General features: G+C 67.2%; 13 protein-coding genes. 6 read left to right on the top strand and 7 right to left on the bottom strand.

The window, feature by feature from the left end; genetic code table 11:
* Positions 1-8 precede the first annotated feature (8 nt).
* The 3 genes from ACZLIB_RS22080 to ACZLIB_RS22070 form a co-directional block, all read right to left on the bottom strand.
* Positions 9-1,184, bottom strand: coding sequence for a lytic polysaccharide monooxygenase (locus ACZLIB_RS22080; protein ID WP_478468750.1), 1,176 nt, complete (start codon positions 1,182-1,184; stop codon positions 9-11).
* Positions 1,185-1,362: 178 nt separating this feature from the next.
* On the bottom strand, positions 1,363-2,535 hold the full coding sequence (locus ACZLIB_RS22075; protein ID WP_478468749.1) for a lytic polysaccharide monooxygenase: 1,173 nt from the start codon (positions 2,533-2,535) through the stop codon (positions 1,363-1,365).
* A gap of 191 nt (positions 2,536-2,726) precedes the next feature.
* Positions 2,727-3,254 carry a DUF1203 domain-containing protein gene (locus ACZLIB_RS22070; RefSeq protein ID WP_049400886.1) on the bottom strand — a complete coding sequence of 176 codons (528 nt, stop codon included), beginning with the start codon at positions 3,252-3,254 and terminating at the stop codon, positions 2,727-2,729.
* A 154-nt stretch (positions 3,255-3,408) separates the two neighbouring features.
* Here ACZLIB_RS22070 and ACZLIB_RS22065 point away from each other — a divergent pair, with 154 nt between their 5' ends.
* From ACZLIB_RS22065 to ACZLIB_RS22050, 4 genes are all read left to right on the top strand, one after another.
* On the top strand, positions 3,409-4,611 hold the full coding sequence (locus ACZLIB_RS22065) for a GGDEF domain-containing protein (RefSeq protein WP_164080910.1): 1,203 nt from the start codon (positions 3,409-3,411) through the stop codon (positions 4,609-4,611).
* Between the two features lie 68 nt (positions 4,612-4,679).
* Positions 4,680-6,206, top strand: coding sequence for an alpha/beta hydrolase (locus ACZLIB_RS22060; RefSeq protein ID WP_478468747.1), 1,527 nt, complete (start codon positions 4,680-4,682; stop codon positions 6,204-6,206).
* Complete coding sequence (locus ACZLIB_RS22055) at positions 6,203-6,949, top strand: ABC transporter ATP-binding protein (RefSeq protein ID WP_182266890.1); 747 nt, start codon at positions 6,203-6,205, stop codon at positions 6,947-6,949. Before ACZLIB_RS22060 ends, ACZLIB_RS22055 begins: the two co-directional genes overlap by 4 nt.
* A complete protein-coding gene (locus tag ACZLIB_RS22050; RefSeq protein ID WP_049400882.1) occupies positions 6,946-8,130 on the top strand; it encodes an ABC transporter permease in 1,185 nt (394 codons plus the stop codon). The genes ACZLIB_RS22055 and ACZLIB_RS22050 overlap by 4 nt, the downstream gene beginning before the upstream one ends.
* Positions 8,131-8,164: 34 nt before the next feature.
* Here ACZLIB_RS22050 and ACZLIB_RS22045 read toward each other — a convergent pair whose 3' ends face one another.
* A complete protein-coding gene (locus tag ACZLIB_RS22045; protein WP_071228553.1) occupies positions 8,165-8,863 on the bottom strand; it encodes a transposase in 699 nt (232 codons plus the stop codon).
* Between the two features lie 101 nt (positions 8,864-8,964).
* Positions 8,965-9,762 (bottom strand): AraC family transcriptional regulator, encoded by a 798-nt coding sequence (locus ACZLIB_RS22040; protein WP_478468745.1) that lies wholly within the window; start codon positions 9,760-9,762, stop codon positions 8,965-8,967.
* Between the two features lie 77 nt (positions 9,763-9,839).
* On the opposite strand from ACZLIB_RS22040, the gene ACZLIB_RS22035 reads away from it, so the two are divergent.
* Positions 9,840-10,094, top strand: a complete 255-nt coding sequence (locus ACZLIB_RS22035) for a hypothetical protein (protein ID WP_180860567.1) — start codon at positions 9,840-9,842, stop codon at positions 10,092-10,094.
* Between the two features lie 84 nt (positions 10,095-10,178).
* On the opposite strand, the gene ACZLIB_RS22030 is transcribed toward ACZLIB_RS22035, so the two are convergent.
* Both ACZLIB_RS22030 and ACZLIB_RS22025 read right to left on the bottom strand, forming a co-directional pair.
* The gene (locus ACZLIB_RS22030) at positions 10,179-11,180 is read right to left on the bottom strand and encodes an energy transducer TonB (RefSeq protein WP_049424132.1); all 1,002 of its coding nucleotides are present in this window, start codon (positions 11,178-11,180) and stop codon (positions 10,179-10,181) included.
* Positions 11,181-11,381: 201 nt separating this feature from the next.
* Positions 11,382-11,990 carry a TIGR00645 family protein gene (locus tag ACZLIB_RS22025; protein WP_071228550.1) on the bottom strand — a complete coding sequence of 203 codons (609 nt, stop codon included), beginning with the start codon at positions 11,988-11,990 and terminating at the stop codon, positions 11,382-11,384.
* 112 nt (positions 11,991-12,102) lie between these two features.
* On the opposite strand from ACZLIB_RS22025, the gene ACZLIB_RS22020 reads away from it, so the two are divergent.
* Complete coding sequence (locus tag ACZLIB_RS22020; RefSeq protein ID WP_032129128.1) at positions 12,103-12,792, top strand: glutathione binding-like protein; 690 nt, start codon at positions 12,103-12,105, stop codon at positions 12,790-12,792.
* Positions 12,793-12,808: the final 16 nt, after the last annotated feature.

The raw sequence follows: 12,808 nt of genomic DNA, 5'->3' as shown, positions 1-12,808 counted from the left end.
GTCCTGCCTCAGTACGCGATCCAGGCGTCGCGCCACGCATAGCCGGTGCCCGGACGATAGGCATCGGCATTGATGTTGCACCAGGCGCCTTCCGGGAACGGGCGGCAGGCATACAGCTTGCCGTCAGTGCCCTTCACCACGGTCTCGCCCGGCTTGTAGCTGCCGAGGCCGGCCGGATACACGAAGTCGAAGTCGCCGCCCGGCGGATCGACCGGATCGATCGGGCCCGGCCCCGGCACCTGGGTTTCCAGCTGGAAGCGGTTGCCCGGCTTCAGGTACACGCGGTTGTCGGTGGCCGAGGCGACCGGCGTGATCACGCCGTTCTTCATCACGCCCACGCGCGCATGCTGTGCACTGGTATTGACCTTGCGGGCCAGGGCCAGCGGCCACTGCGTCGGGCTGGTCTGGCCAGCGGCCAGTTTGGTTTCCACGCGCTCCAGGTCGTTGCCGTTGGCATTGAACACACGCAGGGTCACGGTGCTGTCCACGTCCAGTGCGCCATTGGCGGTCACCGCGCCGGCATCCTGCCACTGCGGCGGCGGAACCACGCCACCGCCACCTTCGAAGCGCACGTCCATGCAGGTGTAGAACGCTTCCTGCGAATCCGAGCGCTGCCAGGTGTTGTAGATGATGTGCTGGCCAGTGCGCTTGGGCAGCGGGCAGTCCAGCTTGTAGACACCGCCTTCGGACAGCGGCACGTTGCCCAGGGTGCAGAATTCCTGCAGGTCGGCCCAGCGCAGCGGGCTGCCCGGCTGCCAACCGTCACGGGTGACGTAGAACTTCCACTCGCGGGTGGCGTGCGGCGCCGGCGCCAGGAATTCGAAGGTGTAGCGGCCACGCGAATCGGCGCGCACCGGCGTGGTCGGCCAGTCGCTGCGATTCAGATCGAGGCCGCGGTACTTGGGGATGCTGGCGCTGCACAGCTCGCCATCGCGCACCAGGTCACGGTGGTTGCCATTGGCGTTGCCGTGGGCGATCGCGCTCCAGTCATAGAACGGCTGCGCGCCGCCGATGGCCTTGGCCGCGGCACAGGCCGGGTTGGTCGGGTTTTCCGGATTGCCTTCGTGGCACTGCTTCACGCGGCTGAGCGGCTTGGACATGGTGCCGTGGGCGAGGGCGCTGCCGGACAGGGCCAGGCCGACAACGACGGACAGAGCGAGGACTGCCCGGTGGGACAGATGCATGCAGGAACTCCTTTGCGAAGTGTGGGAAACCTCGCGCAGTCTTCACATGCAGGGCCGTCGGCAACATCGGACAAGTTTGAAATCGATGGCGGCTGTGTTCGATCTGCAACACGGTGCTCACTGTGCCGCCATCCGGGCGAAAGGCGGTGCACTGTGCACCGCCTCCCGCATCACTGCCTCAGTACGCGATCCACGCATCGCGCCATGCTGCACCCACGCCCGGCCGGTAGGCTTCGGCGTTGACGTTGCACCATGCACCTTCCGGGAACGGGCGGCAGGCATAAAGCTTGCCGTCGCCGCCCTTCACCACGGTCTGGCCCGGCACGTAGCTGCCGATTCCAGCGGGATACACGTGGTCGAAATCACCGCCCGGTGATGGCGTGCCGGGGTCGGGCACCTGGGTATCGAGCTGGAAGCGGTTGCCATCCTTCAGGTACACGCGGTTGGCGGTGGCCGAGGCCGTCGGTGTGATCACGCCATTGCTGAGCACGCCCACGCGTGCGTGCTGGGCGCTGGTATTGACCTTGCGGGCCAGCGCCAACGGCCACTGCGCGGCCGCAGTCTGGCCACTGGCCAGGGTCGCTTCCACGCGTTCGACATCATTGCCGTTGGCGTTGAACACGCGCAACGCCAGGGTGGTGCCGACCGGCAGCTCGCCGCGCGCGGTGACCGGGCCGGCATCCTGCCACTGCGCTGCGGGCGGGGTGCTGCCACCGCCTCCTTCAAAGCGCACGTCCATGCAGGTGTAGAACGCTTCGGTCGAATCCGAGCGCTGCCAGGTGTTGTAGATCACATGCTGGCCGCTGCGCTGTGGCAGCGTGCACTGCAGCTTGTAGGTGCCATCGGCCGACAGCGGCGTGTTGCCCAGCGTGCAGAACTCTTGCAGGTCGGCCCAGCGCAGCGGGCTGCCCGGTTGCCAGCCGGCGCGGGTGACGAAGAAGCGCCAGTCACGCGTGGCGTGCGGCGCGGTCGCCTTGAACACGAAGGTGAACTTGCCGCTGGCGTCTGGCTGGATCGGTGTGGTCTGCCAGTCGCTGCGGTTAACATCCAGCCCGCGGAAGGTCGGGTTGTTGCCGCTGCACAGCTTGCCGTCGGGCACCACGGCCTGGTGGTTGCCGTTGGCATTGGCCTGGTTGATGCCGTTCCAGTCGTAGAACGCCTGCGAACCGCCCACCGCTTTCGCGGCGGCGCAGGCCGGGTTGGTCGGGTTCTCCGGATTGCCCTGGAAGCAGGCATAGACGCGGCTGACCGGCGTGGTCATGGTGCCGTGGGCGAACGCGTTGCCGGCCAGGCACAGGCCCGCAGCGGCGAACGAGGTGGCCAGCAACAGCGGTGTGGATCGGAATGACATGGCGCTTCCTTGTGGTCGTCGAAAGAGAACGGTGACCGCAGGAGCTGCGCTGCACGGCGGACTTTCGGCGGCACCACGGCGAGTATCGAGCCGCGATGCAGGGTGCGGAACCACCGAAGCGCCGATCCGTGACTGGGGGTGTGAAGCCCTTCCCGCCGGCTTCACGCGGGGCTGAACGGATGCGTTGGCGATCACGTCTTCGGCGTGGCATCGATCACGTCGTGGAGATCGTGCTGGGCAATCTCGCAGTCGATCCGATCGGCCTGGCACGAGAAGCAGCCGTGGGCCGCGTTGTGCAGTTGCACGAAGGCCACGGCAGGGTCGGCAAACAGCGCGTCCAGCCGGGCGGCAACATCAGTGCCCGCGCTGATCTCTGCGGCCAGCATCAATGCAGCCTGGTCATAGGCGCGCAACGAGATCGTACGGCGCTGTACATAGGCGGGTACCTCGCCCGGCGGCAGCACGCAGCGCGTTACGCCACGCTGCACGAAGATCGGGCCCGAGGCGTGATAGGGCGAGTGCAGCGGCAGGTGCACATGGGACAACAGCAGCAGCTCGCTGCCGCTGGGCGGATCGCTCAGGCCGATCCGGCAGGGGTGTCCTCCTGTTTCGCCGGCCCAGCGACGCTGGATGCCGAGCGCAGCCAGCGCGGTGTCACTCTTCTCGAACAGGTGCTGGAAGGGGCGGTGGTCGAGGCCACCGAGGTACCACGCATGCATGGGCGTCTCCTTGGTTTTCCCCGGATTCTGCGCACGCACCGGCCGTCATGCTCGCCGTTTTCAGACCCGGCATCGCCATCGGGCCAGGCAGTGCCACGGGGATCGCACCGCAAGGCGCTAAGATGCGCGCGCCGCCCCGGCCGATGAGCGCCGCATGTCCCTGGATTTCCCCACCATCACCGTGCTTGGCTTCCTGCTCTGCATCGGCATCGCCGTGGGGTTCTCATTGCTGCTGGTGGTGCTGCGCGGGCAACCGGTGCTGCGCCTGTGGACCGCCAGCCTGTGGCTGCTGACCCTGGGCGTGACCCTGCTTGCGCTGCGCCCCTACCTGCCGTTGGCGCCGGCCATACTGGCCGGGAATGCGGCGATGGCCGGTTGCGCGGTGCTGATGCTGCGCGGCGTGGCGCTGCATCTGGAACAGCCGCTGCCGCTGTGGCGGCCGTTGTTGATGGCAGCCGCGTTCATGGCCTGCATCTTCGCCTTCCTGGTGCTCTGGCCGGACCTGGGCGTGCGCCTGCAGGTGTTCAGTGTGTTCACGCTGCTGGTCGATGGCTGGATCGCATGGCTGCTGCTGCGGCATGCCCCCGTGCAGCAGCGCACCAGCTGCCGTCTGGCGGCGGCGGTGTTCCTGGCCGAGGCGGCACTGTACGCGGTGCGCCTGTTCCTGCCGGTGGCGCCGGATGCCGGTGAGGACATCATGCGCACCGGCACGCCGATGTTCGTCACCTACATTGCCGGGGTGATGCTGGAGCTGGCGCGATGCTTCGCGATGGTACTGCTGCTGGTCGAGCGCATGCTGGTCGATCTGCGGCGTGCGGCACGCACCGATGGCCTGACCGGGCTGCTCAACCGCAGCGCGGTGCTGGCCGATGGCCAGGCGCAGTTGCAGCGGCTGCGTCGGCAGGGCCGGCCACTGGCCCTGTTGCTGGTCGACGTCGATCACTTCAAGCAGATCAACGACCGCTGGGGCCACCTGGCCGGTGACCAGGTACTGCGTCACTTCGCTGCGCTGCTGCAGCATGGTTTGCAGGGCCACGACACGCTGCTGGGCCGCTACGGTGGCGAGGAGTTCGTGCTGGTGCTGGCCGGCAGCACACAGGGCGAAGCGATGGCGTGGGCCGCCGCGATCCGTACCGCTCTGCAGCAGAAGCCGGCGCGGCTGGGCACCGGGCCGGTGACGGTCACCGCCAGCATCGGCCTGGCCATGGACGACGGCCATGGCGACCTGTCCACGCTGCTGGCAGCGGCGGATGCGGCGCTGTACCGGGCCAAGGCCGCAGGCCGCGACCGCCTGGCCTGCGCCACGCCCGCGGAGATTTCGCGTCTGCCCATCGCCGACGACGCCGTGCCCGTGTAAGTTGAGTCACATCTTCCGCGGCAGCCCGTCGTGGTTGCCAGGAACGTCCTCCAGGGGAAACGAGCACGATGCAAAGACACCACCTCGCGTTGGCCGCAGCGTTGGCCAGCCTGATGCTTGCCGGTTGCAGCCAGTCACCGTCACCCGGCGCTGAAAGCGCCAGCGATGCACCCAGCCGCCGTTTCGGCACGATCGACTTCCAGCCCTGCACGTTGTCCACCGAAGGCGCCAGCGCCAACGTGGAAGCGCAGTGCGCCACCCTGCAGGTGCCGGAGGACCGGGCCCAGCCCGATGGCCGACGCATTGGCCTGCGCATCGCCTGGCTGGAATCGGGCAGCAGCGGCTCCAGCCAGCCCGATCCGGTGTTCTTCCTGGCCGGTGGCCCCGGCCAGGCGGCCAGCGAAGTGGCGGTTATCGTCGATACCGCGCTGCGCCAGGTGCGCAAGCAGCGCGACATCTTCCTTGTCGACCAGCGGGGTACCGGCGGCTCCAACCCGCTCAGCTGCCTCGGCGCGGACGGCAAGGACCTGCAGATGGACGAGGACGCCGCTCCCACCGAGGCGTCGCTGCGCGACTACGCGCAGCGCTGCGCGGCCTCGCTGCAGGGGCGTGCCGATGCCCGCTTCTACACGACCACCGAAGCCATCGCCGACCTGGATGCGGTACGCCAGGCCTTGGGCGTGGACCGGATCAACCTGGTCGGCGGCTCATACGGTACCCGCGTGGCCCAGCGCTATGCCGGTGCCTATCCGCAGCACACCCGCAGCATCGTCATCGATGGCGTAGTGCCCAATGAACTGGTGGTGGGCGGCGACTTCGCCACGACGTTCGAGGATGCGATCGCCCTGCAGTCGGCGCAGTGCCGCAAGGATGCCGCCTGCAGCAAACGCTTCCCGACCGACACCCGCGCGCAGCTGCGCAGCGTGGTCGAGACCCTGCGCCGTGCGCCGGTCTCGGTGGAGTATCGCGACCCCGGCACCAACCAGACCCGGCAGGATGTGCTGAGTCCGGACAGCGTGATCGGCCTGGCGTTCGCCTTCTCCTATGTGCCGCAGTATTCCTCGCTGCTGCCGCTGGTGCTCGATGAAGCCGCGCATGGCCGCTATGCACCGCTGGCGTCGCTGGCACGCGGTGCGAGCCGCAGCATGGATTTCCAGATCAACCGAGGCATGCAGTGGTCGGTGATCTGCAGCGAGGATGCGCCGCGTTACAAGGCGCCGGCCGAGGACCCGGAGCGACTGTTCGGCAACGACGTGGCCAGTGCCTTCTTCGCGGCCTGCCCGGTATGGCCGCACCAGCCGGCGCCAGCGGCCAATGCCATGCCGCTGCGCAGTGACGTACCGGCGCTGCTGCTGTCCGGTGAACTCGACCCGGTGACACCTCCGCGCTATGCCGAACAGGTCCTCAAGGGCCTGCCCAGTGGCCGCGCGCTGGTCGCCCGCGGCCAGGGCCACGGCACGCTGAGTGCCGGCTGCATGCCGCGCCTGCTCGGCCAGTTCATCGACAAGACCGATGCCAAGGCGCTGGATGCCGGCTGCCTGGACACGCTGAGCTACGTGCCGGCGTTCACCTCGTTCAACGGATGGGAACCATGATCGTCGCCGACAACCTGCACAAGGCTTTCGACACCCGCACCGGCCGCATCCAGGCGGTCTCCAACGTCGGCTTCCGCGCCGAGGACGGCCGCATCACCGGCCTGCTGGGCCCCAATGGTGCCGGCAAGACCACCACCATGCGCATGCTGTACACGCTGATGACCCCGGACCAGGGCAGCATCGGCGTCGATGGTGTCGATGCCGCACGCAATCCAGTGGAAGTACGCCGCCACCTTGGCGTGCTTCCCGATGCGCGTGGCGTCTACAAGCGCCTGACCGCGCGCGAGAACATCGCCTACTTCGGCGAGCTGCATGGCCTGTCGGCCGAGCGCATCCGCGAACGCATCGAAGTGCTGTCGCATGCCCTGGACATGGGTGACATCCTCGACCGCCAGACCGATGGCTTCTCGCAGGGCCAGCGCACCAAGACCGCGATCGCCCGCGCGCTGGTGCACGACCCGCGCAACGTCATTCTGGATGAGCCGACCAACGGCCTGGACGTGATGACCACGCGCGCACTGCGCCGCTTCCTGCTGGGCCTGCGCGAAGAGGGCCGCTGCGTGATCCTGTCCAGCCACATCATGCAGGAGGTGGCCGCGCTGTGCGATCACATCGTGATCATCGCCAAGGGCACGGTGATGGCTGCCGGCAGCGCCGATGAACTGCGTGCGCAAGCCGGCGAATCCAACCTGGAAGACGCGTTCGTGAAACTGATCGGCAGCGAAGAGGGCCTGCACGCATGAGCATGATGTCGACCCTGATGACGGTGATGCGCAAGGAGCTGCGCGATCTTTCCCGTGATCGCCGTACGCTGCTGCTCACCCTGCTGTTCGGGCCGCTGCTGTACCCGGTGCTGCTGCTGGGCATGGGCAAGCTGGCCGAGAGCCGGGTACGCACCCAGATCGAGCAGCCGCTGCAGATTCCGACCATCGGTGCGGAGAACGCCCCCAATCTGGTGCGTTTCCTCGCCGCGCAGGGGCTGAATACCGCGCCGGCACCGAAGGACCTGGCCGAGGCCATCCGCAGCCAGGAGATCGACGTGGCGCTGCGCATCAGCGATGACTTCGGCAAGGACTGGGCCGATGGCAAGCCGGCGCTGGTGGAGGTGATCAAGGACAGTACCCGTCGCGCCGCAGAAGTACCCAGTGCGCGTCTGGAGGCGGCGCTGGCCACCTACAACGGCCAGGTGGGCGCGCTGCGATTGATGGCGCGTGGCATCGACGCGCAGGTGGCGCGGCCGCTGGACGTGGCGCGCCAGGACCTGGCCAGTGCCGAGGCCAAGCGCGGCATGATCCTGTCGATGCTGCTGCCGGTGCTGCTCACGCTGACCTCGTTCATCGGCGGCGCCTATCTGGTGATGGATGCCACCGCCGGCGAGCGCGAGCGGCAGTCACTGGAACCGCTGCTGGCCACGCCCGGCTCGCGCAGCGCCATTGTCAGCGGCAAGATCGCCGCCGCCTGCGTGGTCGGGTTCGTATCGCTGCTGCTGACCCTGGTGGCGTTCAAGGTGAGCGCACAGATCGCGCCCGGCAACATCGGCCGCCAGTTCAACATGAACGTCGCCTCGATGCTGCAGATGCTGCTGGTGATGCTGCCGATGCTGATGATCGGCACCTCGCTGCTGACCTTCCTGTCGGCGGCGGCCAAGAGCATGAAGGAAGCGCAGAGCCACATGACCTGGCTGATGCTGTTGCCGATGATGCCCGGCTACGCGCTGGTGGCCTATCCGCTGAAGAGCGAGCTGTGGCAGTACGCCGTGCCGTTCCTGTCGCAGAACCAGATGCTGTTGAAGGTGATCCGCCACGAGACCATCACGCCGTCGGTCTGGGCCATCTATCTCGGTGCCAGCCTCGGCCTGGCCGCACTGCTGTGGTTCGCCGCCGTGCGCCGTTACCACAACGAGCGTCTGGCGATCTCGGGCTGACTGCAAAAAGGGGACGGAGGGGATTAAGTCGTTTTTAACCCTCCGCCCCCTTCTTCTGAGGGCGCCCCCGCTTGCGCAGCACCACGGGGCGGCCCAGTGTCTGTTCCACCATCCGCAGGTAAGCTGCATTTCCCAACGGATGCTGCCCGGCACTGTGCGCGCGTATTGCCGGCAGGTCGGCGGACGCGTTCACGTCCCGCAGGAACTGCGCATAGAGCGTCGTCCGCTGTCGCTTGGTCGAGGCCAGTGCCTGAAAGGCGGGGTGTTCTGTCAGCATCGGATCATCGCGGCGCTGCAGGTTTCCATGCACGCTCGACCATGGGTGATCTTCCGGGGCGCCTGTCATGCCTGCACGAACCGGATTGAGTTCGATGTAGCGATAGACGCTGAGCAGATAGGCGTCGCTGTCCACCATCGAAGAATGGAAGCGGCCCTGCCAGAGTGGTCCGCTGCGCTCATGCCGCTGATTGAACGCCTGGACATAGTTGTTGCCCTGCATCCGCATCGCGTTGGCCAAGCCGGCCTGAGTGGAGGGTGTGGCCAATAGATGGACGTGATTGCCCATCAATACGTAGGCATGCAGCGCGACCTGATGTTTCAGGAAGGCACTGTGCAAAAGGTGCAGAAACAGCTGGCGGTCGATATCGTCAACGAAGATCGCCCCCTTGTTCACACCGCGCTGGGTTACGTGATACGGCTGTTCGGCCAACATCAGGCGTGCTTGTCGAGGCATGGCAGTTCAGGGGGTTCAAGGAATCATCAGCCTGCCGCCTCCGTGACCGCGAAGGGCATCAGGCGATGCCGCGAATTGATGTGGGGGAGGGCAGAAGCGACTTAATCCCCTCCGTCCCCTTTTCCATACCGCGCAGGCGTCACCCCCATCTCGCGCTTGAACACGGCGATGAAGGCACTGGGTGTGTCGTAGCCCATCGACAGCGCGACGCTGATCACCGACTCGCCGGACAGCAGGCGTGGCAGTGCCAGCAGCACCCGCAGGCGTTGCCGCCACTGGCTTGGCGACAGGCCGGTCTCGGCCAGCCAATGGCGGGCGAGGCTGCGGCTGGACAGACCGCTGCTGGCGGCCCAGTCCTCGATGCTGCGGTTGTCGTGCGGTGCGCGCGCCAGTGCGGCGGCAAGTTTCTGCAGTCGCCGGTCACGCGGTTGCGGCAGGGCCAGCGGCAATGGCGAGCTGGCGCCAATCTCATCGGCGATCACACCGGCCAGTCGTGCCTGTGTGGCATCCAGAGGAACATGCGGCCACTGCAGCGCCCGAATCACCGCGGCCTGCAGCAGCGGCCCCGGCTGGAAGATGCGAGGGGCTGCAGGCAGGTCGGTGCAGGCCTGCGCGCTGAAGTACAGGCTCCAGCCGTCGAACGCATTGGTACTGGCCAGTGCGTGGGGCAGCGAAGGCGGTATCCAGGCGACATGACCCGCCGGCAGCAGCCAGTGCAGGTCGCCCACCTCGATCCGCAGCAGGCCCTGATGTGCACCCAGCAGCTGCCCGCGGGCGTGCTGGTGGCGTGCCGTGCGGCGCGGAGCCGGCAGGCGCAGCTGCGCCCCCAGCAATGCAGGCCCGTCGGCGGCATTGGCCAGCGCCGGGTCAATCAATGCGGTGGTTGTCTGATCTGCCATATCAATTGGCAGTTATACGGCAGAAACGTCGCGTCCGGGCTCAGACACTGGAGCCCACTTCAACGGAGCGCTTCCCCATGCAGCCACAGGACATTCTTCCCGACCATCAGAACGACGTGCAGGTAAATGGCCTCACCGTGCGCAAGGGCAGCGTGGGTGCTTTCCTGGCCAGCGTCCGCGACTGGCAGGATCCGTCCAGCGATCACGCCACACGCGCCACTGCCGAAGCCGACCTGCGTGCGTTGCTGCCCGGCCTGCATGCGCTGGGCCTGTTCCAGGTGCTGGCTGCGCGCGATCTGGCGTTGCAGCGCCTGATTGATGGCGCTGCCTGAAACGGACAAGGCCCGGACGGACCGGGCCTTGGCGTCATGGAGGTGGCAGAAACGACTTAATCCCCTTCGTCCCCTTTTTTGCGGTCAGCCGCCCGGTGCGAACACCAGGGTGCGGCGGGTGGTGACCGGCGCGTTGACCGGCTCGAAGCGCCAGCGCTTGACCGCGTTCAGGGCTTCGCGGTCGAAGGTCCGTCCCGACGTCGCGCGCAGCACGCGGGCGCTGACCACTGAGCCGTCGGTACCGACGGTGATCTCCACCAGCACTTCGCCCGACGTTCCCGAACGCAGTGCCTCGGCCGGATAGCGCGGCGCCGGCGTGCTGACCGGGCGGAGGGTGGGCGCTGCCGCGGCGGCTGCCTGGCGTGCGGCGCTGGCCTGTTGGGCGGCGGCCTGCTGCTGTTTCTGTTCGGCATCGCGACGGGCCGCGGCCTGGCGCTCGGCCTCCTGGCGCTCGTTGTCGCGGCGTGCGGCATCCTGCTGCGCGGCAATCTGCTTGGCCGCATCGGCTTCCTTGGCGCGCTGCTCGGTCAGGCGCTGCTGTTCGGCCTGCTGCTTGGTCCGGTCTTCGGCGTCCTTCCTGGCCTTCTCGGCTTCGGTCTCGCTGCGCTTGGCCGCATTTTCCACGCCCTTGGCCAGGCCTTCCTTCAGGCGCGGCAGGGCGGGAGCGGAGGCGTCCACCTTCTCGATCAGTGCCACCAGGCGCTGCGCCTCGGTGTAGTCCTCGCGGCCCAGGTGCTGCTCGGCGGCGATCAGGGTGTAGGGCAGCAGGTCGGTCAGCGCGCTCTTCACCGACGCGTCGTCCGGTGTCTTGTCGCGCAGGGCGAGGTAGTACTCGATGGCGTTGTCGCCGGCCGGCGCGTACATGCGGTTCTCGCGCAGTGCCTGGCTGGCCGATTCACGCAGCTGTTCGGTGCCCATGGACTGCACCTTGGCGGCGACCACCGGTGCGGCCGGTGCAGCGGTGGCGGGTGCGGCGGCCGGGGCCGGTGCTGCAGATTCTTCCTTTCCCGAGCAGGCGGCCAGCGCCAGTGCCAAAGCAACCGGCAGCCACCGGCGCGCGGCGGTGATCGTTGAGACGTGCGACATCCTGCTCCCCTCTAGAAGACGACGTGACGTAAATCATTGATACGCATGGCCGGGACCTGTGGTCCGGGCGCGGAACGATGACGTTTCCCGACGCCACCGCCGGCAACGGCGAGGGTGCAATCTAGCATCCCGGCCACCGCCGCGTACAAGGGGCAGGGGCCGGGATGGGGCAGCGGCGAAGGACCGCTGCCGGTTGCCGCATCAGTGGTCGTGCGACTTGCTGTGGCTGTTGGACATCAGCTTGTCGGTCCAGGCAATACCGATCGCCGACAGGATGAACACGCAGTGGATGATGGTCTGCCACAGCACGCCGTCCTGGGTCAGCATCGAGCAGCGGGCGACACCGATGTTGGCGGCGGCCACGCTCATCTGCTCCGGCGTGCACAGTGGGATGCCACCCAGCGCGCCACTGGCGATGAAGGTCTTCAGCAGGTGGATCGAGGAGATGCCGATGATCGCCATTGCCAGCTTCACTTTCAGCACGCTGGCATTGACGTGGCTCAGCCATTCCGGCTGGTCCGGATGGCCTTCCAGGCGCAGGCGCGAGACGAAGGTCTCGTAGCCACCGACGATCACCATCACCAGCAGGTTGGAGATCATCACCACGTCGATCAGGCCCAGCACGATCAGCATGATCTGCTGTTCGCCCATCGAGGCCGAATGCGAGATCAGGTGCCACAGTTCCTTGCCGAACAGGAACACATAGACGCACTGCGCCACGATCAGGCCCAGGTACAGCGGCAGCTGCAGCCAGCGCGAGGCGAAGATCAGCGTGGACAGCGGGGAGAGCGGCGGGCGGTTTGCACTCATGCGGAGGATGCTGCGTTGCGGGGGAGAGGCGAGGTTACCGGCCCGTCGTGACGGTGCCAACCCAACTCTCGCACTAGACTTCAGGTTCCTTTCCGCACCCCGAGCCGCCGCCATGATCGACCTGTATTACTGGCCCACCCCGAACGGCCACAAAGTGACCCTGTTGCTGGAAGAAGCCGGCCTGGAGTACCGCATCCATCCGGTCAACATCGGCTCGGGCGACCAGTTCAAGCCGGAATTCCTCGCCATTTCGCCGAACAACAAGATGCCTGCGATTGTCGACCACGCCCCGGCCGATGGCGGCGCCCCGCAGAGCGTGTTCGAGTCCGGTGCGATCCTGCTGTACCTGGCCGAGAAGACCGGCCAGTTCCTGCCCAGCGACCCGCGCGGCCGCGTCACCACCCTGGAGTGGCTGTTCTGGCAGATGGCCGGCCTGGGTCCGATGAGCGGCCAGATGGGCCACTTCAATGTGTATGCGCCGGAGAAGATCCCGTATGCGATCGAGCGCTATGACAACGAAGTGCGCCGCCTGCACGGGGTGATGGACAAGCGCCTGGCCCAGCACGCCTTCCTGGCCGGGGACGCGTACACCATCGCCGACATGGCCAGCTACCCGTGGATCGGCGCCTACGACAAGCTGCCGGTGGATTTCGCCGCGTTCCCGAACCTCAAGCGCTGGCACGAAGCGATTGCTGCACGCCCGGCCACCCAGCGCGCCTATGCCCTGCGCCAGCAGGTGAACCCCAACGCCGGCAAGCCGCTCAGCGACGAAGAGCGCAAGCACCTGTTCGGCCAGCGTTGACCCGGAACGATTGGTG

The organism is Stenotrophomonas sp. 220_Sma, assembly GCF_056487375.1.
The sequence above is the reverse complement of the archived record's forward strand: the minus strand, read 5'-3'. Positions and strand labels throughout refer to the sequence as shown.

Excerpts from the sequence above, each read along its gene's own strand:
- ACZLIB_RS22070 (WP_049400886.1), bottom strand. The coding sequence starts at position 3,254 with ATGCATGCGTGGTACCTCGGTGGCCTCGACCACCGCCCCTTCCAGCAC.
- ACZLIB_RS22050 (WP_049400882.1), top strand. The coding sequence starts at position 6,946 with ATGAGCATGATGTCGACCCTGATGACGGTGATGCGCAAGGAGCTGCGC.
- ACZLIB_RS22020 (WP_032129128.1), top strand. The coding sequence starts at position 12,103 with ATGATCGACCTGTATTACTGGCCCACCCCGAACGGCCACAAAGTGACC.
- ACZLIB_RS22025 (WP_071228550.1), bottom strand. The coding sequence starts at position 11,990 with ATGAGTGCAAACCGCCCGCCGCTCTCCCCGCTGTCCACGCTGATCTTC.
- ACZLIB_RS22040 (WP_478468745.1), bottom strand. The coding sequence starts at position 9,762 with ATGGCAGATCAGACAACCACCGCATTGATTGACCCGGCGCTGGCCAAT.
- ACZLIB_RS22060 (WP_478468747.1), top strand. The coding sequence starts at position 4,680 with ATGCAAAGACACCACCTCGCGTTGGCCGCAGCGTTGGCCAGCCTGATG.
- ACZLIB_RS22075 (WP_478468749.1), bottom strand. The coding sequence starts at position 2,535 with ATGTCATTCCGATCCACACCGCTGTTGCTGGCCACCTCGTTCGCCGCT.
- ACZLIB_RS22065 (WP_164080910.1), top strand. The coding sequence starts at position 3,409 with ATGTCCCTGGATTTCCCCACCATCACCGTGCTTGGCTTCCTGCTCTGC.
- ACZLIB_RS22080 (WP_478468750.1), bottom strand. The coding sequence starts at position 1,184 with ATGCATCTGTCCCACCGGGCAGTCCTCGCTCTGTCCGTCGTTGTCGGC.
- ACZLIB_RS22055 (WP_182266890.1), top strand. The coding sequence starts at position 6,203 with ATGATCGTCGCCGACAACCTGCACAAGGCTTTCGACACCCGCACCGGC.
- ACZLIB_RS22030 (WP_049424132.1), bottom strand. The coding sequence starts at position 11,180 with ATGTCGCACGTCTCAACGATCACCGCCGCGCGCCGGTGGCTGCCGGTT.
- ACZLIB_RS22035 (WP_180860567.1), top strand. The coding sequence starts at position 9,840 with ATGCAGCCACAGGACATTCTTCCCGACCATCAGAACGACGTGCAGGTA.
- ACZLIB_RS22045 (WP_071228553.1), bottom strand. The coding sequence starts at position 8,863 with ATGCCTCGACAAGCACGCCTGATGTTGGCCGAACAGCCGTATCACGTA.